At 66.9% G+C, this 23,978-nt stretch carries 19 protein-coding genes; 4 read left to right on the top strand and 15 right to left on the bottom strand.

What is annotated here, in order from left to right:
• Window positions 1-2: 2 nt before the first annotated feature.
• The 14 genes from astA to hpnI form a co-directional block, all read right to left on the bottom strand.
• Window positions 3-1,043 carry an arginine N-succinyltransferase gene (gene astA, locus PXJ20_RS09985; protein ID WP_421029483.1) on the bottom strand — a complete coding sequence of 347 codons (1,041 nt, stop codon included), beginning with the start codon at window positions 1,041-1,043 and terminating at the stop codon, window positions 3-5.
• Window positions 1,040-2,203, bottom strand: coding sequence for an arginine/ornithine succinyltransferase subunit alpha (aruF, locus tag PXJ20_RS09990; RefSeq protein ID WP_421029484.1), 1,164 nt, complete (start codon window positions 2,201-2,203; stop codon window positions 1,040-1,042). Before aruF ends, astA begins: the two co-directional genes overlap by 4 nt.
• Window positions 2,204-2,255: 52 nt before the next feature.
• On the bottom strand, window positions 2,256-3,503 hold the full coding sequence (locus tag PXJ20_RS09995) for an aspartate aminotransferase family protein (RefSeq protein ID WP_421029485.1): 1,248 nt from the start codon (window positions 3,501-3,503) through the stop codon (window positions 2,256-2,258).
• A gap of 133 nt (window positions 3,504-3,636) precedes the next feature.
• Window positions 3,637-4,719, bottom strand: a complete 1,083-nt coding sequence (locus tag PXJ20_RS10000) for a GlxA family transcriptional regulator (RefSeq protein WP_026121790.1) — start codon at window positions 4,717-4,719, stop codon at window positions 3,637-3,639.
• Window positions 4,720-4,832: 113 nt separating this feature from the next.
• On the bottom strand, window positions 4,833-5,624 hold the full coding sequence (locus PXJ20_RS10005) for an ABC transporter ATP-binding protein (protein ID WP_017776465.1): 792 nt from the start codon (window positions 5,622-5,624) through the stop codon (window positions 4,833-4,835).
• Window positions 5,625-5,710: 86 nt separating this feature from the next.
• On the bottom strand, window positions 5,711-6,424 hold the full coding sequence (locus tag PXJ20_RS10010; RefSeq protein WP_421029486.1) for an ABC transporter permease: 714 nt from the start codon (window positions 6,422-6,424) through the stop codon (window positions 5,711-5,713).
• A 14-nt stretch (window positions 6,425-6,438) separates the two neighbouring features.
• Window positions 6,439-7,128, bottom strand: a complete 690-nt coding sequence (locus PXJ20_RS10015; protein ID WP_017776463.1) for an ABC transporter permease — start codon at window positions 7,126-7,128, stop codon at window positions 6,439-6,441.
• Window positions 7,129-7,531: 403 nt separating this feature from the next.
• A complete protein-coding gene (locus PXJ20_RS10020; protein ID WP_017776462.1) occupies window positions 7,532-8,485 on the bottom strand; it encodes a patatin-like phospholipase family protein in 954 nt (317 codons plus the stop codon).
• 77 nt (window positions 8,486-8,562) lie between these two features.
• Complete coding sequence (gene bamE, locus PXJ20_RS10025; RefSeq protein ID WP_421029487.1) at window positions 8,563-9,138, bottom strand: outer membrane protein assembly factor BamE domain-containing protein; 576 nt, start codon at window positions 9,136-9,138, stop codon at window positions 8,563-8,565.
• 404 nt (window positions 9,139-9,542) lie between these two features.
• Window positions 9,543-11,138 carry a rhodanese homology domain-containing protein gene (locus tag PXJ20_RS10030; protein ID WP_277596378.1) on the bottom strand — a complete coding sequence of 532 codons (1,596 nt, stop codon included), beginning with the start codon at window positions 11,136-11,138 and terminating at the stop codon, window positions 9,543-9,545.
• A gap of 531 nt (window positions 11,139-11,669) precedes the next feature.
• Window positions 11,670-12,776, bottom strand: coding sequence for a lysylphosphatidylglycerol synthase domain-containing protein (locus PXJ20_RS10035; RefSeq protein WP_421029488.1), 1,107 nt, complete (start codon window positions 12,774-12,776; stop codon window positions 11,670-11,672).
• On the bottom strand, window positions 12,773-13,651 hold the full coding sequence (gene hpnK, locus PXJ20_RS10040) for a hopanoid biosynthesis-associated protein HpnK (RefSeq protein WP_017776458.1): 879 nt from the start codon (window positions 13,649-13,651) through the stop codon (window positions 12,773-12,775). Before hpnK ends, PXJ20_RS10035 begins: the two co-directional genes overlap by 4 nt.
• Complete coding sequence (hpnJ, locus tag PXJ20_RS10045) at window positions 13,651-15,072, bottom strand: hopanoid biosynthesis associated radical SAM protein HpnJ (RefSeq protein WP_126876198.1); 1,422 nt, start codon at window positions 15,070-15,072, stop codon at window positions 13,651-13,653. Before hpnJ ends, hpnK begins: the two co-directional genes overlap by 1 nt.
• Before the next feature lie 297 nt (window positions 15,073-15,369).
• Entirely contained in the window at window positions 15,370-16,602 is a 1,233-nt protein-coding gene (hpnI, locus tag PXJ20_RS10050) for a bacteriohopanetetrol glucosamine biosynthesis glycosyltransferase HpnI (protein WP_277596382.1), read from the bottom strand.
• An 831-nt stretch (window positions 16,603-17,433) separates the two neighbouring features.
• On the opposite strand from hpnI, the gene PXJ20_RS10055 reads away from it, so the two are divergent.
• Window positions 17,434-18,438, top strand: coding sequence for an LLM class flavin-dependent oxidoreductase (locus PXJ20_RS10055; RefSeq protein WP_199539819.1), 1,005 nt, complete (start codon window positions 17,434-17,436; stop codon window positions 18,436-18,438).
• 83 nt (window positions 18,439-18,521) lie between these two features.
• Here PXJ20_RS10055 and PXJ20_RS10060 read toward each other — a convergent pair whose 3' ends face one another.
• Window positions 18,522-19,622, bottom strand: a complete 1,101-nt coding sequence (locus PXJ20_RS10060; RefSeq protein WP_421029489.1) for an alpha/beta fold hydrolase — start codon at window positions 19,620-19,622, stop codon at window positions 18,522-18,524.
• A 337-nt stretch (window positions 19,623-19,959) separates the two neighbouring features.
• Here PXJ20_RS10060 and glgC point away from each other — a divergent pair, with 337 nt between their 5' ends.
• The 3 genes from glgC (at window position 19,960) to pdxY (ending at window position 23,963) form a co-directional block, all read left to right on the top strand.
• Window positions 19,960-21,246 carry a glucose-1-phosphate adenylyltransferase gene (glgC, locus tag PXJ20_RS10065; RefSeq protein WP_017776453.1) on the top strand — a complete coding sequence of 429 codons (1,287 nt, stop codon included), beginning with the start codon at window positions 19,960-19,962 and terminating at the stop codon, window positions 21,244-21,246.
• 47 nt (window positions 21,247-21,293) lie between these two features.
• Window positions 21,294-22,754: a glycogen synthase GlgA gene (gene glgA / locus PXJ20_RS10070; protein WP_421029490.1), complete on the top strand. Its 1,461-nt coding sequence runs from the start codon at window positions 21,294-21,296 to the stop codon at window positions 22,752-22,754.
• A 345-nt stretch (window positions 22,755-23,099) separates the two neighbouring features.
• Complete coding sequence (pdxY, locus tag PXJ20_RS10075) at window positions 23,100-23,963, top strand: pyridoxal kinase PdxY (protein ID WP_421029491.1); 864 nt, start codon at window positions 23,100-23,102, stop codon at window positions 23,961-23,963.
• Window positions 23,964-23,978: the final 15 nt, after the last annotated feature.

The raw sequence follows: 23,978 nt of genomic DNA on the forward strand, positions 1-23,978 counted from the left end.
AGTCATCCCTGTTTCTGTTTGAGCGGCAGCACGCGCACGGGGTCGCCCGCGGCCACGCGCAGCGCGGCGGCTTCGTCGGGCGAGAGGCGGAACACGCCGTCTTCCACGACGCCCGGCGCAACGCCCACGCGAAAGTCGGCAAGCGACGTGTTCGATACCAGCGAGCGGACCTCCGCGGCAGCGCTCGAAGGCTCATGTGCCGCGACGATCTCCACCGGCACGACCACGCTTTCGCGCACCGTGCGCAGGTCCGCGATATGGCATTCGAGCACCGGACCTGCATCGAAGATGTCGACGTGGTTCTCGTAGCGCAGCCCTTCGGCTTCGAGCATACGGCGCGCGGGCAGCGTGTCGCTGTGCGTGAGGCCCACGGCGCGTTGCGCCTCCTCGGGCAGCAGTTCGACGTAGACGGGATAGCGCGGCATCAGCTCCGCGAGAAACGCCTTGCGGCCATGCGAACTCAGATAGTCCGCGGCGTTGAAGTCGATCTGATAGAAGTGCGAGCCCACCGCGCGCCAGAACGGCGAGGTGCCGTCCGCATCGAAATGGCCGCGCAATTCGGCGCAGATGCGTTGCGGAAAGCGCTCGCGAAACTGCGCGATGAACATGAAGCGCGAACGCGAAAGCAGCCCGCCCACACCGCTCGTGCGATAGCGCGGCGAGAGGAACAGCGAGCAGACTTCGGCGTAGCCCGTGAGGTCGTGCGAGATGTTGAGCGCGCGCATGCGCGTCCAGATGCCGAGGTCCTGGCTCGCGTGCACCACCGTGCTCACGCGGTAGTTGTAGAACGGCTGCTGCAGGCCCACGGCGGTTTCGATGCCGCAGACCCCCGCCACGTCGCCCGTGGCCGTGTCTTCCATCACGAAGAAGTAGCCCTTCTCGTACGGCTCGGCGCGGTCTTCCATCGTGCGCAGAGCGCGCGCGATGCGCGCGGCGAGCGCCTCGCGGTCCGGCTTGAACGTGGTGAGGCCCGGCCCCGTTTCCTGGGCGAGCCCGACGAGCGCGTCCACATCGCCCGTCTGCACGACGCGAACGACGATCATGGTGCGTCTCCCATCGGTTCATCCCTGGTTGGGTAGGGGCCGCTGTCTTGTGTGTCTTGCGCATCTTCCGCGCCTTCTTCGTCGCGATGCAGGCGCACGCAGCGCACGGCGTCGCCTTCCTGCACGCCGAGTACCGCGCGCGCGGCGGCGGTGAGCGGTGCGTTTGCCTCCCCGCGGTGACGGCTCGTGCATGCATCGCTGCGGCTCGCGTGGCTGTGGGTTTCCACTGGCACCGGCAATTCGGCCAGCACGCAGCGGAAGTCGTCGGCATGGTTGCGGGCCACGAGGTACGCTGCGGTGCTCGCCGACGCTTCACCGTCTTCGCGCACCGCACGCGTTTCGTTGCTGCGCACCGACGCCGTGCGATCCACCTGCGCCGTAAGTACGGGGCCGGCGTCGAAGATATCGACGAAGCGGTCCGTCTCGAAGCCTTCCTCCAGATGAATCTCCCACGCGAGCAGCGCCTTCTCGTCGGGCTCGCCCAGCACGCGCTGCGCCGCTTCAGGCAGCAGCGGCACGTAGAGCGGATAGCTCGGCATGACTTCGGCGATGAAGGTGCGGCTGCGCCCGCCCGAGGCCACTTCGATCTCGCGGAAGTCGCGCCCGAAAAACTTGCGGCCCACCGCTTCCCAGAACGGCGACACGCCCGATTCGTCCGTTACGCCGAGCAGCAGCGAGAAGACCTCGGGCGTGAAGCGCTTGCGGTTCGCCGCGATGTACATCATGCGGGCGCGCGACATCAAATGCGCCGCCGCCGTTGCCCGCAGCGACGGCTCGATATAGAAGCCCGCCAGCCGGCTCCTGCCCGTCAGTTCGTGCGACATGGTGAGCGCGTGAATCTTGCGGTTCACGTGCAGTTCGCGCGACGCGTGAATCAGCGCGTCGTTGCGAAACGCGTAGAACGGTTCGGAGTAGCCTGCGGCCGCCACGATGCTCGCCGTGCCGAGCAGGCTGCCCGTTTCGCTGTCTTCGAGCACGAACAGGTAGAACTCTTCGCCGGGGAAATCGACGTCGGCGCGAAACGAATCTTCGGAGAGCGCGATGCGCGCCTCCAGCGCCTGCCGGTCGTGCGGCAGCGAATGCAGCACCGGCTGCGCGGTGCGTGCCATGTGGGCGATCGCGTCCAGATCAGCCAGTCGCGCGGGGCGTACGAATAGCATCGTCGTTCCAGTAGGTAGATGAATGCGCGAAGCGCACCGTTCGGCGTGCCGTTCAGCGCGCCGCGGCTTCGGCCGCAACGCTCGAAGCGGTGCCGACCACGTCTTCGATAGCCTGTTCGATGCGCGCGAAGCCTTCGTTCAGGTCGTCCATCGGCATGATGAGCGACGGCGCGAAGCGCAGCACGTCGGGGCCGGCAATCAGCATCATCACGCCGCGCTTCGCCGCAGCGGTGAGGAAGTCTTTCGCGCGGCCTTGCCACGCTTCGGTCAGTTCCGCGCCGATCAGCAGGCCCTTGCCGCGCACCTCCCGGAAGATGCCAAAGCGTGCGTTGAGCGCCGCGAGCTTCGCGCGAATCGCTTCGCCGCGCTCGTTCACGCCGGCGAGCACCGCGGGGTCGCTCACGATCTCCACCACCTTTTCCGCGATAGCCGCGCCGAGCGGATTGCCGCCGTACGTCGTGCCGTGCACGCCCACCTTGAAGTGCGCGGCGAGTTCGTTCGTGGTGAGCATCGCGCCGATCGGAAAGCCGTTGCCGAGCGCCTTCGCCGTGGTGAGGATGTCGGGCGTCACGCCCGTGCCCTGATACGCGTAGAAGTGGCCCGTGCGGCCCACGCCCGTTTGTACCTCGTCAAAAATCAGCACGGCGCCGTGCGCGTCGCACAGCTCGCGCAACGTGCGCAGAAACACGGGGTCAGCGGGAATCACGCCGCCCTCGCCCTGCACCGGCTCCACGATCACGGCGCACGTCTTCGCGCCGATCGCCTCTTTCGCCGCCTCGATGTCGTTGTACGGCAGATGGCGAATGCCCTCGGGCACCGGGCCGAAGCCCTCGGAATACTTGGGCTGGCCGCCCACGCTCACGGTGAAGAAGGTGCGGCCATGAAACGACTGCGTGAAGGACACGATCTCGTACTTGTCGGCGCCGAAGCGGTCGAACGCGACGCGGCGCGCGAGCTTGAGCGCGGCCTCGTTCGCTTCCGCGCCCGAGTTCGCGAAGAACGCGCGGTCGGCGAAGGTCAGCGCTTCCAGACGCTTCGCGAGGCGCAACACGGGCTCGTTGGTGTAGCCGTTGCCGATGTGCCAGAGCTTGCCGCCCTGCTCGCGCAGCACGTCGAGCAGGGCCGGATGTGCGTGGCCGAGCGCCGTGACCGCGATGCCGCCGGCGAAGTCGATGTAGTCGCGGCCTTCGGTGTCCCACACGCGCGAGCCCTCGCCGCGGTCCGGCACGAATGCCGCGGGCGAGAACACGGGCACCATCACTTCGTCGAAGGTCTGTCGGGTCACTGTCAGGTCGTTCATGGCCAATCCTGTGGGAAGTCGCGCGAGGCGCTAATGAAAGTAGTGTAGGAAACCCTGCCGGTACCGTCTTGCGTGAAGGCGACGCGTTCTATCGGGCTTGCCGTTCCTGCATGCCGCGATGCGCGATGCACCCTCAGCGCTCGAAGCCGTCTTCGTCGGGCCGTTCGATCAGCGCCGTGGCACGCGGCTCGTCGGCCGTCAACCGGGTTGGCCGGCCGCCCTCGCCCGCCGCCCCGCCGTGCTGCTTTTCGATCCAGTTGCGCCGGTCCTCGCGCGGCGTCACGCCGAAGCGCTCGCGGTACGCGTTCGAAAAATGCGCCGCCGACGAAAATCCGCACGCGAGACTGATCTGCACCACCGACTTGCTCGTGCGCTGCAACTGCGTGCGCGCCTTGGCGAGCCGCAAGCCCAGGTAGTACTTCGACGGCATGGACCCGAGGTACTGCCGGAAAAGCCGCTCCAGTTGCCGGCGCGATACGCCGACGAGATTCGCGATTTCGTCGGTGGTCAGCGGGTCTTCGATGTTCGCTTCCATGAGCAGCAGCGCGTCGTTCAGGCGCGGATGCCGCTCGCCGGGCGCCGTCACGAACGGAATGCGCTGACGCTCCTCGCCGCTGCGAATCGCGCCCGTGCCCATTGCGTCGGCAATGCGCTCGGCCAGCTCCGGGCCGTGGTCGCGGCCGATCATCGCGAGCATGAAGTCGAGCGTGGCCTGGCCGCCCGCGCAGGTGGCGCGATCGCGGTCGATCTCGAAGATCTGCTGGGTGACGATGGAGCGCTCGAACTGCTCGGCGAACTGCTGGTAGGCCTCCCAGTTCACGCTCACGCGGTAGCCCGACAGTTGCCCGGCCATGGCGAGCCACCAGACGCCGTGATGAATGCCCGACACGAGCGGCGTGCGCTGCCCCACGCGCGCAAGGCTCGCGAGAAAGAGGCGATAGTCGGCGAACTGCTGAAAGCGCTCGCTCACGACGATCAGCCAGTCGCACGCGAGCGCGTCGCCGAACGCGGCGTCCGCGGCCCAGTGCGCGCCGCCCGCAAGCGGCACGGGCCGGCCGTCCCACGAGCACACCTGCCAGCGGTACAGCGCGCGGCCGTCGATCTCGTTGGCAAGATTGAGCGTATCGACAATGGGCCCCACGCCCGACATCGACACGGGCGGCAAGGCCACGATAGCCACCTGTGTGGTGCGAGCGGGGCTGGACGTGCGGGCCATCGTGAAGTCAGCGCGAGTGCGGTGTGGAGTGGGAAAACAGCGATGGGGAATGCTGCTCAAAAGACAACAGCGGCGACGGTGGTAACGGTGGTAACGGCCACCGCCGCGCGCCCTTACTTGAGGCTGCCCGACAGGAACTGGCGCAGGCGCTCGCTCTTCGGCGCGCCGAGCACTTCGCCGGGCGTGCCCTCTTCTTCGGTGCGGCCCTGGTGCAGAAACATCACGTGATTCGAGACGTTGCGCGCAAAGCCCATCTCATGCGTCACGACGATCATCGTGCGGCCTTCCTCGGCAAGCTTCTGCATCACCTTGAGCACTTCGCCGACGAGTTCGGGGTCGAGCGCGGACGTCGGTTCGTCGAACAGCATCACGTCCGGATGCATGGCCAACGCCCGCGCAATCGCCACACGCTGCTGCTGGCCGCCCGAAAGATGCGACGGATACTGCTTCTCCACGCGCGGCGCGAGGCCCACTTTTTCGAGGTACTCGCGGGCGCGGTCTTCGGCTTCGCGGCGCGGCACGCCGAGCACGTGGATGGGCGCTTCCATCACGTTTTCCAGCACGTTCATGTGCGCCCAGAGGTTGAAGTGCTGAAACACCATGGCGAGCTTCGTGCGGATGCGCTGCAACTGCTTGTGGTCCGCCACTTCGAGGTTGCCGTAGCGGTCGGCCTTCGTGCGCACGGTCTCGCCGTCGACGACAATCTGCCCCGCGTTGGGCCGCTCCAGAAAATTGATGCAGCGCAGGAACGTGCTCTTGCCCGACCCGCTCGCGCCGATGATGCTGATCACGTCGCCCTTCTTCGCGTTGAGGGTGACGCCCTTGAGCACTTCGTTGTCGCCGTAGCGCTTGTGGATGTCCTGCGCGCTCAGCTTGCAGGTTTCGGTTTGCGTGGTTTGGGGCAAGATGCTCTCCCAGTCAGAATGCGGGCCGGCAGCCATATGGGCCGGCAGGGTCAACCCGTTGACTCACTGCTTCGGTGTCTTGAATCTCAATGCTGCCGCACGGCGAGATAGCCGAGCCAGCGGCGTTCGGCGCGGCGAAACGCCGCCACGAGCGCGAACGATACGGCGCAGTAGATCAAGGCCGCGAGCCCGAACGACTCGAACGAGGCGTAAGTGGCGGAGTTCGCGTCGCGCGCCACCTTGAGCACGTCCGGCACGGTGGCCGTGAACGCAACGGTGGTGGCATGCAGCATCAGGATCACCTCGTTACTGTACAGCGGCAGGGCGCGGCGCAGCGCGGACGGTAACACAATCCTCCGGTACATCGTGAGCCACGTCATGCCGTAGGCGCGCGCCGCTTCCACCTCGCCGTGCGAGGTGGCGCGAATGGCGCCCGCGAAGATCTCGGTCGTATAGGCACAGGTGTTGAGCGCGAACGCGAGAATGGCGCAGTGAAAGCCGCTGCGAAAGAACGCGTCGAGCACGGTGTGCGAGCGCACGAACTCGAGGCTGTAGAGCCCCGAGTAGATGAGCAGCAGTTGCACGTAGAGCGGCGTGCCGCGAAACACGTAGGTGTAGAGGCGCACCGGCGTGGAGACCCAGCGCTTTTTCGAGACGCGCGCCACGGCGAGCGGCACGGCCATCACGAAGCCGATGCCCACCGAAGCCACCAGCAGCCACAGCGTCACGGCAAGACCCGAGAGGCGCTGCCCGTCCCAGTAGAGAAACGCGCGCCCGAATTGCGTGAGGATTTCGATCATGGTCGCCTGAGCCTTTACAGTTCCGCGTGCCGCACGCCAGTCGAATAACGGCGTTCCAGCCACAGCAGCACGACGTTCGAAACCGTCGTGATGGCGAGATAGATGAGCGCCGCCACGAGAATGAAGAAGAACATGTTGAAGGTGCTCTTGCCCGCGTCCTGCGCGGCCTTCACGACGTCGGCGAGCCCGATGATGGAGACGAGCGCCGTGGCCTTCACGAGCACCTGCCAGTTGTTGCCGATGCCGGGCAGCGCGAAACGCATCATCTGTGGAAAGAGGATGCGCGCGAACACGCGCGCGCCGCTCATGCCGTAGGCGTAGCCCGCTTCGAGCTGGCCGCGCGGCACGGCGAGAAAGGCGCCGCGGAAGGTCTCGGTGAAGTACGCGCCGTAGATGAAGCCGAGCGTGAGCACGCCGGCCACGAACGGGTCGATGTCGATCTGGTCCCAGCCGAGCAGGTCCGTCACGTTGTTCACCGCGATCTGGATGCTGTAGAAGAGCAACAGCATCAGCACGAGGTCGGGCACCGAGCGGATCAGCGTGGTGTAGGCCGTGCCGGCCGCGGCGAGCGGCCGGTTCGACGAGAGCTTCGCCGCGGCGCCCACGAGGCCGAGCAACACGGCGGCGGCAAGCGAGAGCACGGAAAGCTCGATGGTCTGGACCGTGCCGGCAAGAAGTATCGGGCCGAAGCCGTACAGGAACACTGGGTTGTCTCCGTGGGTGTTTTGTTCGGGGCGGGTTGCGCAGGTCGGGCCACGCAGGCCGGGCCACGTAGGCCGTGTCGGCCTTGCCGCAACGGGCCGCCGTCCGGCATGGCGCGGATACTCGCAAGCGAAAATGAATTGCTCAATCGGACGCGGTTGCGATGCTGCAACGCAATAAGTTCGCTTGACGCGATCGCTGCTCGCCAGGCCGCGCCACGGCGGGCTTCACCGCGCCGTCAAGCGACTGCAGCCAGTGTCGGTGCGCCGCAAATTCGCAAGTTTGCGGTCGCTTTTTCGATAGACCGGGCAGCGGCTGCGGGCGCACTGGAGCGCCCACGCCGCCTTGTCTTCTTCCGGTTTCCTGGTTTCCTGGTCTGCTTGCTTTCCGGCTTCGGCTTCGGCCTTACCCGTCCAGCCCCAGCCGCGCGCGGATGGCCGGCATCATGTAGGCCACAGCGGCTTTGCCCTCTTCGATGGCAGGCGCCGCGCGGTGAAAGTCGAAGATGCCCATGCCGCCCAGGCGCGGCTGGATCATGATGTCCGCGGGCTCGCCCGCAAGGCGACTGCGCGTGATGCGCACCTGCATGATGTCGATGCTCTGCGCAATGGAGTTGAGCAGCGACGGCACGCGTGCGCCCGGCGCGGGCCGCACGCGCACATCAGTAGTCTGCGGCCCGGGCTGGAGCCAGCGCGGAAACGGCTTGCCGTTGCGGCGCAGCGCGACGGGCGGCGGCGCGTCGGGGTCGGGCACGGGCGTGTCGTCCACGGCGCCGCCCAGATCGCGGCCATTGAGGATGTCGTGATTGAGATCCACGCCGATCACGCAGTCGGCGCGCAGCGCGCGCGCCGCCGAAACCGGCACCGGATTCGAGAGCCCGCCGTCCACGAGCCAGGCGCCGTCATGCCAGATCGGCGTGAAGATGCCCGGAATCGCAATGGAAGCGCGCACCGCGTCCACCACGCTGCCCTCCTGGAGCCACACCTCGCGGCCCGTATCGAGTTCGGTGGCCACGGCCGTGAACGGCATCTTCAACTCGCCGATCAGACAGCCGTCGAAGCGGTTGGCGAAGAGATTGATGAGCTTGCGGCCGCCCAGCAGGCCGCCGCCCGTGAAGCGCGGGTCGAGCAGGCGCACCACGGCCTGCCACGTGAGCCGGCCCACCCATTCTTCGAGCCAGTCGAGGTCGCCGTTCGCGTACACGGCGCCCACCAGTGCGCCAATCGACGTGCCGCACACGACGTCGGGCTTGATGCCTGCCTCGTGCAGCGCGCGGATCACGCCAATATGAGCCCAGCCGCGTGCGGCGCCGCCGCCGAGCACGAGCGCGATGCGCGGAGGTCGAATTCTGCGTTGCATGAGTCTGTGTGGTCCTCTTCGATCAGGCGTAGGTCGCGGGTCTATCCCCACATGTCGCCGGTACGCTGCCAGTATCGCTAATGTCCGCGGATGATGTCGGAACGCGAGGTGGTCGAGACTCGGCCATCGGGCCCGAAGTGCACGTTGAAGAACGCTTCTTCGTTGACCCCGCCTTCGCGCCACTTCCAGCTCCACACCGTTTCGGGCTTGAGCGGATACACCGCGATCTCGCCGGGCTTGCCGAGCAGGCGGCGCACTTCGTCTTCGCTCATGCCGGGGCGAATCTTCGCGAAGTTTTCGGCCGTGAGCACCTGCGTGATGGCGCTGAGCTTGCCGTCGCGATCGATATCGACCATGTAGGTGTTGAGCCCTTGCGGGCCGCGCGGATATTCGAGGCGCTTCGAACCATCGGTAAACACGCGTTCGGTCTCGGGCCGGCCCATCTGGTCGCGCACCTGCTCTTCGGTGGAAACGCCGGGCGTGAGGCCGCGCAGCAACAGGAAGTCGGGCTTGATGGCGTTGAAGATTGCTTTGAGTTTCTGCACGAGCCGGTCGCCTTCGCGGCTATCGCAGCCGCCTAGCGTGACGCTGGCGGCCAGCGCGGTCATGAGCATCACGCGCGCGAACCGCCTGCGAGGGTGTGGGTTGAACATGGTCGAATGCATGCACGAACGGGCGTGCGCCAAACGCAATGTCCGACAGCATAACCGTGTGCGGGGGAAAACAGCGAGAACGGACGAAGGAGGGGCAAAGAAGCGACCAAGAAGCGACGAACGCTTCAGGCTCGCGACATGCGCGAACCCAGGCGGCGGAAAGCGGATGAGCGCAGATGACGCACACGGTCGGAGGCGAATGCCTCCGACCTGCGCGCCATCCCCGTGATTGATGAGCCGTCTCACGCGGCTTGCTGGTCCCTCGACTATTCGGTGTGTCTCGGTGCCCCACAATCTAGACTCAACACCGGCATTTATCGAGACCGCGTTTACACCAATTTCGCGCATCTCCCGCGTACACGCGTGCATGCGGACCCACACGCCGACCCCCGGCCGTTCGACACTCAGATCACGAAAAAACCATGTGTGCCGTCGCGTGCGAGCTGCGCGACGAGCCCGCACTCCCATTCGAGGTAGGCGTTCATCGTGTCGCGCGACACGTCGGTGCCTTCATAAGGACGGTGGTAATGGTCGATGCGCGGCGAAGCGAGCCGCGTCTCGCCCGCTTCCACCGGCAGATCCGCGTCGATCCACGCAGCCGTGCCGCCCGCGAGCACGTGCACGGGCTTGCCGTCCACGAGCGCCGCGAGTTCCGGCGCGGCGAAGCGCGCAAGCGTACTGGTGCCGCACGTGAGCACGTAGCGGCGCGCCTGCGGCAGCTGATGCACGGCATCGGCCAGCAGCGAGCGAATGGCGAACCAGGCGCCCGGAATGTGGCGCTTCACGTAGTTCGTACTCGTGGTCAGATCGATCACGACGGTGCCCGGCTCGTGTAACCACGACGCGAGTTCCGCGGGGGTCACCTCCTGAGCGACGGGGGCGGCGAGGGCATCGCGCACGGCGGTAGTGGGGCCCTCCTCGCTGAAATCGCCGCGCGTGAGACCATCCGCGACGTACACCTCCACGCCCATCTGCGCGAGCCACGACGCGGTCATGTTCGCGCGCACGCCGTCGTTGTCCGCGAGAATCACGCGCGCGCCGCGCACGGGCGCGAACGTGTCGGTCTCCTGCACGAGCTGCCCGCCGGGTGCATGGCGAAAGCCGGGCACGTGGCCCGCTTCGTACTCCTCCTGCGAGCGCACGTCGAAGCGATAGATCGTCCGCACGCGCTCGTCGGCCCAGCGGCGTGCCTCGTCGCGCGTCGTGCGGCCCACCCGGGCGCGGTCCGCGAGGGCGCGGGCGTGGTCCGCGGCTTCGAGGCGCAGCACGTCGTCGAGCGCTGCGTCATAGCGGCGCGCGCTGCCATGCGCGAGCGGCTGCCCCGCCAGGCTCCAGCCGATGGTACCGTTGCGCAGCGCGCTGACCGGATTCGGCACGCGGGCGTTGATGAGCGACTGCGCACCGATGATGCTGCGCGTGCGGCCCGCGCAGTTGACCACGATGTGCGTCGAAGGGTCGCGCGCAATCTGCCGCGCGCGCAGCACGAGTTCCGCACCGGGCACGCTGATGCTGCCCGGAATGTTCATGAGCTGGTATTCGTCGAAGCGGCGCGCGTCGAGTACGACGACGTTCTCTTCGCGGTCGAGCATGGCCTGCAGGGTGCGCGCATCGAGCGACGGCGTGCGGCGCTCCGTGCCCACGAGTTCGCCGAACGCCTTGCTCGGCACGTTGACGTCGCGAAAAAGTTCGCCGCCGGCGGCGGTCCAGCCCTTCAGGCCGCCTTCGAACAGCGCTACGTCGGTATAGCCGAGTTCGACGAAACGCTGCGCAGCGCGCGCGGCAAGTCCTTCGCCGCTGTCGAGCACGACGATGGGGACCGAGCGGCGCGGCAGGCGCACGGGTGCGTCGAGTTCGAGCCTCGACAACGGCAGATTGGCAGCGAAAAGCGGGTGGCCCTGTGCGTGCGGATGCTCCTCGCGCACGTCGAGCAACGCAATTTCGCGTCGTTCGATCAGTGTGCGGCGCACGTCCTGAAAAGAACGGGTGTTGAATCGGGTCATGACGCGGAAAGCTCCTTCGAAATGTTCCAGAGAGTCGGCAACACGTGCTTCGAAATAGCGGGAAACAAGGGTTCGGTCTGGCGTCTTGCCTCGGCCCGCCCAGCGGCACGGGCGCGGTACTGAGCAAGACACCGGCGAAACCCGCCGCGGCCACGTATGCACCATCAGCGTGAATGCGGACCGTGCGCGGTCACCCCAGAGCGTCGAACAGCCCTGTTCAGGCGTCGTATGTCACCGATGCGAGGCATTCAAGCATCGACCATGCCTGTTTAAAGGCGTTTTTGCGCACCGCTTTCGCGCGTGCTCCACACAGCGGCGCGGGGTCGGTGTGCGAGAGGCCGTCGCAATTTCCGCACCGCACGGCGCGGCGTGTGCAATGGGCTGCGCGCCGATATCGTTCCGGATCGCACGTCGTGTTTCAGGCGAGAGAGGGGCTGCCGCCGCCGAGGGCAACAAAGACGAGGACGATCACCGCACGGGTTGATCGAAACCCAGATAGTGCAGATAGCACAGAAAGGACGTACTGAAAAACTACCGGACCTGCTCGCGCGTGCGCTGTTCGTCGTCGCGGCCTGACGCGCGTTGCGATTCGCTGGCGGCACGCGTGCCGCCAGCCGTGTGCGACGCATCCGCGCTCGCCGCGGCAACCGCCAGCGTCGCGCCTGCCGGCCGCACGTGCCGCCGGCCGCGCACGAGTTCGGCCAGTTGCCACGACGCCAACGCCATGCAGCCGAACACCACTTCGCGCATGCGCTTCACGAGCGCGAGCGAGAGTGCCACCTCGTGGTTCACGCCGAACATCTGCGCGAGCAGCACCACGGCGGCCTCCTGGATGCCGAGCCCTGCGGGCACCATGAATGCCGCGTGGCGCACGGCCTGCGTGAGCGCTTCGATGGCGAGCGCGCCGCCAATCGATACGGGGTGCCCGAGCAGCGCCAGCGCCCAGTAGGTCTCCAGCGCGCCCAGCATGTAGCCGCCCAGCTGCCACGCGAACGAGCGGAACAGGAGCCCTGTACGGCACATCAACGCGTCGATGTCGGCGTCGAGCTTCTGGCCGTCTATGCCTTGCAGGAGCGGATGCGCGTCGCCGAGCAACCGGCCCGCCCAGCGTTCGACGGCGTGAAAGATGCCGCCGCGACGCAGCAGCGCCACAGTAATGACCGGCACCGGCAGCGAAAGCAGCAGCGCGAGCCCGATGGTGCGCAGCGAATCCGAGTGATGCGTGCTCGCCACGATCAACACGAGACCGAGCGCCGAAAACGCGTACTGGACCGCGATGGTAATCAGCACCTCGACGATCACGGACGCGCTCACGCGGCTCGCATCGCGCACCTGCCAGCGCGCGAGCCGGATGCCGACGATCTCGCCGCCCACCCCCACGGAAGGCAGCAGGCGCGAAACAGCTTCGCGCACCGTCGCCACCCACCAGAGGAACGCGAGCGGCGCGCGACCGCCCAGCAAGAGCCGCCATGCGTGGGCGTCGAGCAGCAGCGGCAGCGCGTGGAACGGCACGAGCCACAGCAGCCTGGGACCGGCCTGCCCGATCACGTGGATCACGTCGCTTGCGCCTTCGTGCACGACGAGGGCGATCAGGATCGCAATACCGACGGGAAAGCCCATCCACTTGAGCCATTTCATGACGCGCGCGCTCCTCGCGCGAACACGTCGGCAAAGCCGCCGCGCACCGCACCCGCCGCTTCGATGGCGGCGGCCACGCGCGGCGACAGCAGGGCCGCGAGTTCGTCCGCGTGGCGGTAGGCATGCATGGAGGCCGTGATCGGGCCCTCGCCCGAATCCGCAGGCGCCGCAGGATGGCAGTAGATTTCGCCCACGCCGTCGGGCAGCCGCGCGAGCGTGTCGAGCAGCACCTGCTCGTCCATGCCGCCCGTGTTCGCCATGCCCACCACGTAGTCGTTGTGGTCGATACCGGCGCGCACGAGCCGCGCCCGCACGAGACTGATCCACGGCCGCAGCCACGCCGGCGCATCGGCCTCGCACGGCAGGCGCATGGCGCGCATGCCGTAGTCGCGGCCAATTTCGAGAATCAGCGAAAGCACCGTGGGATGCAGATGGAAATGCTTGTGCGTGTTGACGTGATCGAGCGTGAGGCCCGTGGCGGCAAACGCTTCGAACTGCGCGCGGATTTCACGCGCGAGCTGGCGACGCACATGCGGAAGAAAGAAGAAGCGCACGCCGTCCAGCACCATGTTGCTGCCGAAACGGCCGTTGGCATCGACGAGTGCGGGAATCTGCGCGGGCGGCAGCATGGCGTCGCTGTCGGCTAGCGCGAGGTGCAGGCCCACGCGCAGGTGCGGCAGACGGCGCGCGCGCTCCACCGCATCGCGCGCCGCCGGTGCGGCGACCATGAGGCTTGCCGCCGTGAGTACGCCGTCGCGGTGCGCGCGCTCTACGGCCTCGTTCACGCGCTCGTGCAAGCCGAAGTCGTCCGCCGTGATGATCAGCGTGCGGACCCGGCCGGAAGGACGCTGCGGCGCGAGCCCGGTGGACTGCATTACGCCTCGTGTGCGCGCAGGAAGCGGAAGAACTCCACGCCTTCGCGCAGACGCCGCTTCATCATGTCCCAGCTCGTCAGCATCTCGCGCACGATTTCCCAGATCTTCGAGGGACGGAAGTAGAACTGGCGATAGAACTGCTCGAGGTGGTGGTAGATCTCCTCGCGCGAGAGGTGCGCGTAGCCGATGGCTGCAAGCTGCACGCCTTCCTTGCTCACGAGGTTGATCGTCTTGTTCTCTTCCATCCAGCCGTTTTCGACAGCCTGCTTGTAGAGCGTCGTGCCCGGATACGGCGCGGCGAGCGACACCTGGATGGTGTGCGGATTGATTTCCTTCGCGTACTCGATCGTCTTCTTGATGGTTTCCTGCGTCTCGCCCGGCAGGCCGAGAATGAAGGTGCCGTGGATCTTGATGCCGAGCTTCTTGCAGTCCGCGCTGAAGCGGCGCGCGAAATCGGTGCGCACGCCCTTCTTGATGTTCACGAGGATCTGATCGTCGCCGGATTCGAAGCCGACCAGCAAGAGGCGCAGGCCGTTTTCCTTCATGACCTTCAGCGTCTTGTACGGCACGTTGGCCTTCGCGTTGCACGACCACGTCATGCCGAGCTTGCCGAGGCCAATGGCGATGGCTTCGGCGCGCGGCAGGTCGTCGGTGAAGGTGTCGTCGTCGAACATCAGTTCCTTCACTTCCGGCATGTTGTCGCGGATCCACTTCGCTTCTTCCAGCACGTTTTCGACCGAGCGCGTGCGGTAGCGGTGGCCGCTCACCGTCTGCGGCCACAGGCAGAACGTGCAGCGCGACTTGCAGCCGCGGCCCGTGTAGATGGACACGTACGGATAGTTCAGGTAGCCGATGAAGTAGTTGTCGATCTTCAGGTCGCGCTTGTAGACGGGCGCGACGAACGGCAGTTCGTCCATGTTCTCGAGGATCGGACGCGCCTCGTTGTGCTCGATGGAGCCGTCCTTCGCGCGCCAGCTCAAGCCCTTGATCTCGGAGAACGGCTTGCCTTCGGCGAGTTCCTTGCAGGTGTAGTCGAATTCCTCGCGGCATACGAAGTCGATGGCGTCGCTCGCCGTGAGCGAGTTGTGCGGATCGACCATCACCTTCGCGCCCACCATGCCGACCAGCAGCGACGGCTTCATCTTCTTCAGGTCCTGCGCGAACATCGCGTCGGTCGGGAACGACGGCGTGCTCGTGTGGATGATCACGAGGTCGTAGTCGTTGGCGATCTTCAGCGTTTCCTCGACCGACAGGCCGTCGGCCGGCGCATCGACGACGCGGCTACCGGGCACGAGCGCAGCCGGCTGGGCGAGCCAGGTGGGATACCAGAACGAGCGGATCTCGCGCTTGGCCTGATAGCGCGAACCCGCGCCGCCGTCGAAACCGTCGTAGGACGGTGCCTGCAAAAACAGCGTTTTCATGAATGCTCCGGCAACCTGCGTTGTAACTGAAGACTCTTGTTGAATGGCGCCCGTGCGGGCGCGCCTGCTTTTATCGACGTCGTGCCTCGGCTTCGCGGCGCTTGCCTGCACGTGGGGTGCGGGCGCCTGAAGGGGCAGCCTACGTCGTCCTGCTTAACCGATGCTGATGGGCGCGCGGCGCACCGCGGCCTCGTGTTCGGGATCGCGCTTCGGGCGTGGCGCCAGCGCCTTGCGACAGCTGGCCGCCCTCGCCTTCGGGACCTTTTGCCCCTAAGCGCCGCCCCCAAGCGCTGCCCCTCAGCGACCGTCCGACACCTCGACCACGGAAGGCCGCGGCTGCGCGGTCACCGGATTGGCCACCGCCATCCGGGCGCCGCGCCACACCACGTGGGTGCCGAACACCGCGCCGAGCCACTGCAGCGCAAGCAAACCATCGCGCAGCGGCACGAGCGGCAGGTCGCGCCAGAACGCCCGGGCATGCCGCGCGCTGCGCGCATGCAGCAAAACACGCGCGATGATACCCGCAACCGTGCTCGCCACCAGCAGATTCGCCGCAAGCGGCTGCCCCGCCGTGGCACCGCTGCCATCCAGCAGCCAGGCGAACAGCGCACCAGCGAGCAGCCACGGCGACGTGAACGTGATGAACAGGAACGCAAACCCGGACGGGTTGACCGAGCGGATGGTACGCAACCAGCGCGTTTCGCGCAGCCAGAGTGTGCGCAGGCTCGGCTCGATGACGTCGGTTTCCACCATCACGGGCGCGAGCACGGTGGCAAGGCCTTGCTCGCGCGCGTGTTCGGCCAGCATGTAGTCGTCGGCGAGGCAGTCTTTGAGCGCCTCGAAGCCGCCGATCTTCGCGAGCGTCGAGCGGCGCAGCGCAAGCGTGGCGCCAAAGCCGAAATCGCGCGAACCCGCCGCGTGGGCCACCCGCACCGAGGGCGCGAACCACTCGTTGATGAAAAGCGAGCCCACGCGCGGCCAGAAGCCGCCAATGCTCTTCGCGTGGTACAGGCACGTGACCACACCCACCTCGGGGTTGGCGAGCGGCGCCGTAACCGTGCTCAGGTAGTCCGGTTCGACCGCGATGTCGCTGTCCGCGATGATGATGGCCTCATGACGCGCCCGCGCCACCATGTTCATGAGGTTGCTGACCTTGAGGTTGCTGCCGTGCACGCGCGGGTCCACCACGAGTTCGATGTCGAGGTGCGGATAGGCGGCTTCGAGCCGGCGCACCACGGCAATCGCGGGGTCCGCAGGCGACGACACGCCGAACAGCAGCTGGAAGCATGGATGCGACTGCTCGCAGAAGCTTGCAAGGTTTTCGTAAAGACGCGGCTCCGCGCCGCACAAGGGCTTGAGCACGCTGACCGACATCGGCGTTTGCGCTCGGGCACGCCGCACGGCTTCGCGCGTGAAGCGCGCGGTACCGAACGACGGCATGGCGAGCGCCGCGACAACGGCGTAGAGCGTGGCCACACAGCACAGCGCAATGGCGAGCCACTCCAAAACAGGCAACGATGGAAGCGTCATTGGCCGCTACCCCGCGCGGCGCGCCGCCCTCGGGCCGCACGGCCGTTCGGTAAAACATTGCTGGGAATGCTCTTTCGCACGATCCCGACTCCTTCTGCTTGCGCCCCGCACATGAGCTGCCGCGCCAGCATGGCGCCGGCAGCCTGCCGGGTTGAAGGCGTGCGATCCGCGTTCCCGTAATTGACCGTAATATTGATTCGGCCACCTGACAGGCAAATGAAAGCACAACGGCACTCGGTCCTGCCGGATGGGCGGACGGGCTCAACGCGCTTTCCGTGGCTCGACGGAAAAAAGGGGCTACGAATACGGGGCAGGCAGTGCAGACCCACTTCGCGCCGCACTTCCTGTTGAATGGCAACCGCACGCCCATTCATGGTGGCGAAATTTTAACAGGGCCGCGCGCGGCTTGCCTGATGGCCCGCATGAACTGAGGCTTTTACACGACTTTTTGCGCACTTTTTACAACGGTGCAACAACGCGGCTAAATCGGGCGTGATTAGTTTCCAAAATCGCGCGGATGAAATGGCGAAAAATTCCTGCCCGCATAGACAGCCGTTTTATCGCCCCGCATTTATGGGCGAGCGTAGTGGTCACCCCTCGAGCCACCCTATTCCGGCTCGCCGACCCTGAAGCCCGCAGGGGCATCGGGCGGCCGTCAGCGCGATCAGGGCCGCTTTGGCACAATCGGTTTTCCTTCACCTTGCTACGCTGCGCCGGCCGTTCGCCACCGCTTCGGGTCCACAGGTGCCGCCTCTGCGCCCTTTTGCTCAAGCCCGGACGCGATCAACGGCTCACGGACACGCACGGCAAACGATCCGGCTCGCCCTTTCCATGATTCCCTTTTCGGTTCTCGACCTCGCGCCCATCGCCACCGGCTCCACCGCGACGGACGCGCTGCGCAACACGCTCGACCTCGCCCAGCACGCCGAGCGCTGGGGCTACCGCCGCTACTGGCTCGCGGAGCACCACAACATGCCGGGCATCGCAAGCGCCGCAACCTCGGTCGTGATCGGCCACGTCGCCGGCGGCACGCGCACCATCCGGGTGGGCTCGGGCGGCATTATGCTGCCCAACCACGCGCCGCTCGTCATCGCCGAGCAGTTCGGCACGCTCGCCGCGCTGTACCCGGGCCGCATCGACCTCGGGCTCGGCCGCGCGCCCGGCACGGACCAGACGACCGCCCGCGCCCTGCGGCGCGACCTGCAGGCCAGCGCCGATTCGTTTCCCGACGATGTGGTGGAGTTGCAACGCTACTTCGCCGAACCGGTGCCGGGCCAGCGCATTCGCGCCGTGCCGGGCGCGGGGCAGGACGTGCCGCTGTGGCTGCTGGGTTCGAGCCTCTACAGCGCGCAACTCGCCGCGGCGCTCGGACTGCCGTTCGCCTTCGCCTCGCATTTCGCACCGGACTACCTGCTGAACGCGCTGCGGCTGTACCGTGCCCAGTTCCGGCCGTCGGCGCAACTGGCCAAGCCCTATGCGATGGTGGGCGTCAACGTGTTCGCGGCCGAAACCGCCGACGAGGCGCGGCGGCTCTTCACGTCGCTCCAGCAGCAGTTTCTGAATCTGCGTCGCGGCACGCCGGGACTGCTGCCCCCGCCCGTCGACACGCTCGAAGCCACCGAACTCGAATTCGCGGGCGTCGCGCATTCGCTCTCGTACTCGGTGGTAGGCGAGCGCGAAGACGTGCGCGCGGGGCTCGCGTCCATCATCGAAGCGACCCGCGCCGACGAACTGATCCTCACTGCGCAGATCTTCGACCACACCGCGCGCCTGAGATCGTTCGAGATCGCGGCGCAGGTGCGCGATGAAATCGCGGCAGCGAGCGCGGGCGCCTGATATCGGGCCATCGAACGACCATCGAACGACCATCGAACGACCATCGAACGACCGTCGAACCACCATCGAACGACCGTCGAAACTCAGCGCGCCGCGGGCAACTGCGCGAGTCCCTCGAGCAACGCCTTGTGGAACGCCTGCGGGTCCTGCATCTGCGGCGCGTGGCCCAGATCGGGGAACTCGACGAGCGTTGCATGCGCAATAGCGCGCGCCGCCGCCTTCGCAAGCTCGGGGTAATGGCCGATTTTCGCGCGCACCTCGGGCGGCGCTGCATCCTTGCCGATGGCGGTCGTGTCCTTGTCGCCGATCAGCAGCAGCGTAGGCGGTTCGATCAGTCCGAACTCGTAGACCACCGGCTGCGTGTAGATCATGTCGTACAGCAGCGCCGAGTCCCACGCCACCTGTTCCTTCCCGGGCCCGCGATAGAGGCCCGCCAGCATCTGCACCCACGGCTCGAAGTCGCTGCGCCACTCGCCCGCGTAGTAAGTGGCCTGCTCGTAGCGGCGAATGCCCTCGGCGGTGGTCTTCAGTTCGCGCGCGTACCAGTCGTCCACGGAAAGCGAGGGCACGCCCTTCGCCTTCCAGTCCTCCAGTCCGATCGGATTCACCAGCACCAGTTGCTCCGTCTCGCGCGGGTACATGAGCGCGTAGCGCACGGCGAGCATGCCACCCGTCGAGTGTCCGACGACAGTGGCGCGCGCGACGCCCAATGAAGCGAGCAAGGCATGCGTATTGCGGGCGAGCTGCTGGAAGCTGAACTGGTAGTGCGCGGGCTTGCTCGATTTACAGAAGCCGATCTGGTCGGGCGCGATGACGCGGTAGCCCGCGTCGGTGAGTCTGCGGATCGTGCCTTCCCACGTCGCCGCGCAGAAGTTCTTGCCGTGCAGCAGCACCACCGTGCGGCCGTTGGCCTGCGCGGGCCGCACGTCCATGTAGGCCATGTGCAACGCCACGCCTTGCGAGGTGAATTCGAACTGCTGCACGGGCGCGGGATAGTCGAAGCCCTGCAACTCGGGGCCATAGGCGGGGCCGTCGTTGGCAACCGGCGAGGCGGCGAAAGCGGCCGGCGCGGTCGCTGCGCATACGAGAAGGCAAACGGCAACGCGCGCACCCAAAGATGCCGCACCAAAAGATGCCGCACACAACGGACGGCGCAACCGGGCGAAGCAAGAAGACACGGACATGAGGGCACAGACTCCTGACGAACGACAGCACGGGTATCAGCCAGAACGACCGCGCCGATTCTAGCGGGCCTCGCCCGCTCCTGCAGCGGCGTGCAGCGTCCCCACAGCGCTCCCGCAGCGCCGCGTGTTGCGCCGCAACGACCGCCTGCCCGTGGCAAATCCGCCTTTCCGTGGGCGGGCATTCGGTGCTAGAACTAACGGACGTGGCTGCGCCGTGACAAAACACCCGACGAAACAACGAAACGCCAAAAGCACGCACGACGATTCCGCACAACAAGAACAACCGGCAGCCGCACCGCCGCAGACCTGATCCCGGGGGCACAACAAGGAGACACCCATGGACACTCCGGCACGCCTCAACGATCTGCAGCGCACGACGCTCGCCATCGTCCTCGCCGGCGGACGCGGCACGCGGCTCGGTCCGCTCACCAACAAGCGCGTAAAACCGGCCGTCTACTTCGGCGGCAAATTCCGCATCATCGACTTCGCGCTCTCGAACTGCCTGAATTCAGGCATCCGGCGCATCGCCGTCGTGACGCAGTACAAGGCGCATTCGCTGCTGCGCCATCTGCAGCGCGGCTGGGGTTTTCTGCGCGGCGAGTTCAACGAATTCATCGACCTGTGGCCCGCGCAACAGCGCGTGGAGGGCGCGCACTGGTATCGCGGCACGGCGGACGCCGTGTTCCAGAACCTCGACATCGTCCGCTCGATCGGGCCGAAGTACGTGATCGTGCTGGCGGGCGACCACGTCTACAAGATGGACTACACGCGCATGATCGCGGACCACGAAGCGAGCGGCGCGGACTGCACCGTGGGCTGCATCGAGGTGCCGCGCATGGAGGCCACCGCGTTCGGCGTGATGGCCGTGGACGAAAACCGCCGCGTGACGGGCTTCGTCGAAAAGCCCGCCGACCCGCCCGCCATGCCGGGCCACCCCGACGTGGCGCTCGCGAGCATGGGCATCTACGTGTTCAACGCCGACTACCTTTACCGGCTGCTCGAAGAAAACATCGCGAGCGTGGCCACCGATCACGACTTCGGCAAGGACATCATTCCGCGCGTGGTGACCCAGGGCGAAGCGCTGGCGCATCCGTTCAGCCTGTCGTGCGTCTCCACGCGGCCCACCGACCCGTCGGCGCCGGCCGTCGAGCCGTACTGGCGCGACGTGGGCACGGTGGACGCCTACTGGTCAGCCAATCTCGACCTCGCCTCCACCATTCCGGCGCTCGACCTCTACGACCGCAACTGGCCCATCTGGACGCACCAGGAGCAACTGCCGCCCGCCAAGTTCGTGCGCGACCTCAACGGGCTGCAAGGGTCGGCCACGAACCTCATCGTCTGCGGCGGCTGCGTGATCTCGGGTTCGCAGATTTCGCGCTCCGTGCTGTCGTCGAACGTGGTCGTGAGATCGTTCTGTAACATCGCTGAGGCAGTCTTGCTGCCGCAGGTCACCGTGGGCGCGAGCTGCCGGCTGCGCAAGGTCGTGATCGACCGCGGCTGCACGGTGCCGGACGGCACGGTGATCGGCGAAGACCCCGTGCGCGACGCCGAGCGCTTCTATCGCACCGAAAGCGGCGTGGTACTCGTGACGGAAGAAGCGCTCAGGCGCCAGCAGGCGCACTGAGCAGTCGCACTGAGCCGCCACCCCAAGCCCGCAAGGAGCTTTGCCCGATGACGATCCGCGCCCTGCACGTTGCGAGCGAGCTGTATCCGCTGCTGAAAACCGGAGGACTCGCCGATGTGACGGGTGCGCTGCCGCCCGCGCTCGTCGAGCTGGGCGCCGACGTGCGCGCGCTGCTGCCTGGCTTTCCTCCCGTGCTCGCGGGCCTTGCGGATCTACGCCCCGTGGCGCCGCTCGCACGCCGCTTCGGCGCACGCGAGGCCACGCTCGAACTGGGCACGCTGCCGGGCACGGGCGTAGCCGTCTACGTGATCCGCGCCGACGACTTCTACAACCGCCCAGGCAATCCCTATCTCGACAACGAGCACGTGCCCTACGGCGACAACGCCCAGCGCTTCGCGCTGCTCGGCTGGGCCGCGGCCCAGCTCGCACAGCATCTCGACGCGGCCTGGGCACCGCAGATCGTGCACGCTCACGACTGGCACGCGGGCATGGCGCCCGCCTACCTCGCCGCTGCGGCACAGGAGCGCGGGCATGCCCCGGCGCGCTCGGTGTTCACCGTGCACAACCTCGCCTACCAGGGCATCTTCCCGGCCCATCAGTTCGGCCAGCTTGGTCTGCCGCCAGCCTTCTTCGACATGCACGGCGTCGAGTTCTACGGTCAGCTTTCGTTCCTGAAAGCCGGCCTCTACTACGCAGACCGGCTCACCACGGTGAGCCCCACCTATGCCCGCGAAATCCAGACGCTCGCGCAGGGCGGCGGGCTCGATGCGCTATTGCGCGGACGCACGCGCGACCTCACGGGCATTCTCAACGGCGTGGACTACAGCGTGTGGAATCCTTCGACGGATACGCTGATCGCCGCGCGCTACACGCCCATACGACTTGCGCGCAAGGGCGCCTGCAAGGCCGCGCTGCAAAGCCGGTTCGGGCTCGCGGAGAAAAGCGATGCGCTGCTGTTCGGCGTCGTGAGCCGGCTCACCGAGCAAAAGGGCCTCGACCTGCTGCTCGCCGCGCTGCCCGAGATCGTCTCGCGCGGCGGGCAACTCGTCGTGCTCGGCACCGGCGACCCGGCGCTGGAGCAAGGGCTCGTGCGCGCGGCCCACGCGCATCCCGAGGCAGTGGCCGTGGAGCGTGGTTTCGACGAAGCGCTCGCGCATCAGATCGTGGCCGGCAGCGACGTGATGGCCGTGCCCTCGCGCTTCGAGCCTTGCGGTCTTACGCAGCTCTACGCGCTCGCCTACGGCGCGCTGCCGCTCGTGCATCGCGTGGGCGGCCTCGCGGACACGGTGATTGACGCCTCGCTCGAAAATCTGGCCGACGACCTTGCCACCGGCTTCGTGTTCGAACGCTTCGAGCCCGACGCGCTCACCGCGGCGATCCGCCGCGCCTTCGCGCTGTATGGCCGCCACCGCGAATGGCGCGCCACGCAGCAGCGCGCCATGCGTCAGGACTTCGGCTGGGGCGCCTCCGCGCAGCGGTATCTCGCGCTCTACCGCGAGCTTGCCTGAGCGGACCAACTGAGCCGGCCAACTGAGCGGATCACCTGAGCAGATTGCCCTGGCAAGGCAGCACCGATGTCGTACATGCGTCACGCCGGCCCGAGCCTCAAATGGCTTGAACATTCCTGAAGTTTCCGTACAACACCGGCAGCCGGAAGCGCCTTGCGGTGCGGTTTTCGGGTATCGTTCACCGCATACCGCAGGCGTTTCGAGTCAAGCAGCACAGACGGCGGCAAGCTCTGGTCACACGTTTGAGCGGCGCCCGCCAGCCGGCCCGACCCGCCCCCGCCACGCCAGCGGGCCCCACTCACGATGGACTCCAGACCAACGAAGCCGCATGGCCATGAGCGCATCATGAAGAACGTTCTCAGCATCCAGCCCCACGTCGTGTTCGGACACGCCGGCAACAGCGCGGCCGTGTTTCCGATGCGGCGGCTCGGCGTGAACGTCTGGCCGCTCAACACCGTGCAATTCTCGAATCACACGCAGTACGGCCACTGGACCGGCAGCGTCATCGATCCGCCGCAGATGCAGGACCTCGTGGAAGGCATCGGCGCCATCGGCATGCTGCCGCGCTGCGACGCCGTGCTCTCGGGTTATCTCGGCACGCCGGGGCAAGCCGAAGCCGTGCTCGAGATCGTGCGACTCGTGAAAGCGGTCAATCCGCGCGCGCTCTATTTCTGCGACCCCGTCATGAGCGCGAGCGCGGGCAGCGCCCCCGATCCCGGCATGGCGGCCTTCATCGCCGAGCACATGCCCGCTGCCGCCGACGTGCTGCTGCCCAACCATGCAGAGCTGCAACGCCTCGCGGGCCGCGAACTCGAAACGGCGGACGAGGCCGTAGCGGCCTGCCGCGAACTGATCCAGCGTGGACCGAAAACGGTATTCGTGAAGCAGCTGCTCGACCGCAACAGCCCGGCGGATACCTACAGCATGCTCGTCGTGACCGCGCGCGAAGCGTGGGTCGGCCAGCGTCCGCTCTATCCGTTCGCGCGACAGCCCGTGGGCGTGGGCGACCTCACGAGCGCCGTATTCGTGGCCTGCCTGATGAACGGCAACACGCTGCGCGTGGCATTCGAGCACACCCTCGCCGCCGTCAACGCCGTGATGCGCGAGACGTGGGACGCGGGCCGCTACGAACTCGAACTCGTGGCCGCGCAGAACGAGATTGCGCAGCCGCGCGACTGGTTCGAGGCATGGCGGCCCGATGCGCCTTGAAGGCGCAGATGGTGT

Source organism: Paraburkholderia sp. A1RI_3L (assembly GCF_048957895.1).
Taxonomy (GTDB): Bacteria; Pseudomonadota; Gammaproteobacteria; order Burkholderiales; family Burkholderiaceae; genus Paraburkholderia; species Paraburkholderia kururiensis.

What these genes read in the sequence shown, in the direction of transcription:
- astA (WP_421029483.1), bottom strand. Translation starts at nt 1,043, where the DNA reads ATGATCGTCGTTCGCGTCGTGCAGACGGGCGATGTGGACGCGCTCGTC.
- PXJ20_RS09995 (WP_421029485.1), bottom strand. Translation starts at nt 3,503, where the DNA reads ATGAACGACCTGACAGTGACCCGACAGACCTTCGACGAAGTGATGGTG.
- hpnI (WP_277596382.1), bottom strand. Translation starts at nt 16,602, where the DNA reads ATGACGCTTCCATCGTTGCCTGTTTTGGAGTGGCTCGCCATTGCGCTG.
- hpnJ (WP_126876198.1), bottom strand. Translation starts at nt 15,072, where the DNA reads ATGAAAACGCTGTTTTTGCAGGCACCGTCCTACGACGGTTTCGACGGC.
- PXJ20_RS10020 (WP_017776462.1), bottom strand. Translation starts at nt 8,485, where the DNA reads ATGCAACGCAGAATTCGACCTCCGCGCATCGCGCTCGTGCTCGGCGGC.
- glgC (WP_017776453.1), top strand. Translation starts at nt 19,960, where the DNA reads ATGGACACTCCGGCACGCCTCAACGATCTGCAGCGCACGACGCTCGCC.
- PXJ20_RS10035 (WP_421029488.1), bottom strand. Translation starts at nt 12,776, where the DNA reads ATGAAATGGCTCAAGTGGATGGGCTTTCCCGTCGGTATTGCGATCCTG.
- PXJ20_RS10060 (WP_421029489.1), bottom strand. Translation starts at nt 19,622, where the DNA reads ATGTCCGTGTCTTCTTGCTTCGCCCGGTTGCGCCGTCCGTTGTGTGCG.
- hpnK (WP_017776458.1), bottom strand. Translation starts at nt 13,651, where the DNA reads ATGCAGTCCACCGGGCTCGCGCCGCAGCGTCCTTCCGGCCGGGTCCGC.
- bamE (WP_421029487.1), bottom strand. Translation starts at nt 9,138, where the DNA reads ATGTTCAACCCACACCCTCGCAGGCGGTTCGCGCGCGTGATGCTCATG.
- PXJ20_RS10055 (WP_199539819.1), top strand. Translation starts at nt 17,434, where the DNA reads ATGATTCCCTTTTCGGTTCTCGACCTCGCGCCCATCGCCACCGGCTCC.
- aruF (WP_421029484.1), bottom strand. Translation starts at nt 2,203, where the DNA reads ATGCTATTCGTACGCCCCGCGCGACTGGCTGATCTGGACGCGATCGCC.
- PXJ20_RS10010 (WP_421029486.1), bottom strand. Translation starts at nt 6,424, where the DNA reads ATGATCGAAATCCTCACGCAATTCGGGCGCGCGTTTCTCTACTGGGAC.
- PXJ20_RS10000 (WP_026121790.1), bottom strand. Translation starts at nt 4,719, where the DNA reads ATGGCCCGCACGTCCAGCCCCGCTCGCACCACACAGGTGGCTATCGTG.
- pdxY (WP_421029491.1), top strand. Translation starts at nt 23,100, where the DNA reads ATGAAGAACGTTCTCAGCATCCAGCCCCACGTCGTGTTCGGACACGCC.
- PXJ20_RS10030 (WP_277596378.1), bottom strand. Translation starts at nt 11,138, where the DNA reads ATGACCCGATTCAACACCCGTTCTTTTCAGGACGTGCGCCGCACACTG.
- glgA (WP_421029490.1), top strand. Translation starts at nt 21,294, where the DNA reads ATGACGATCCGCGCCCTGCACGTTGCGAGCGAGCTGTATCCGCTGCTG.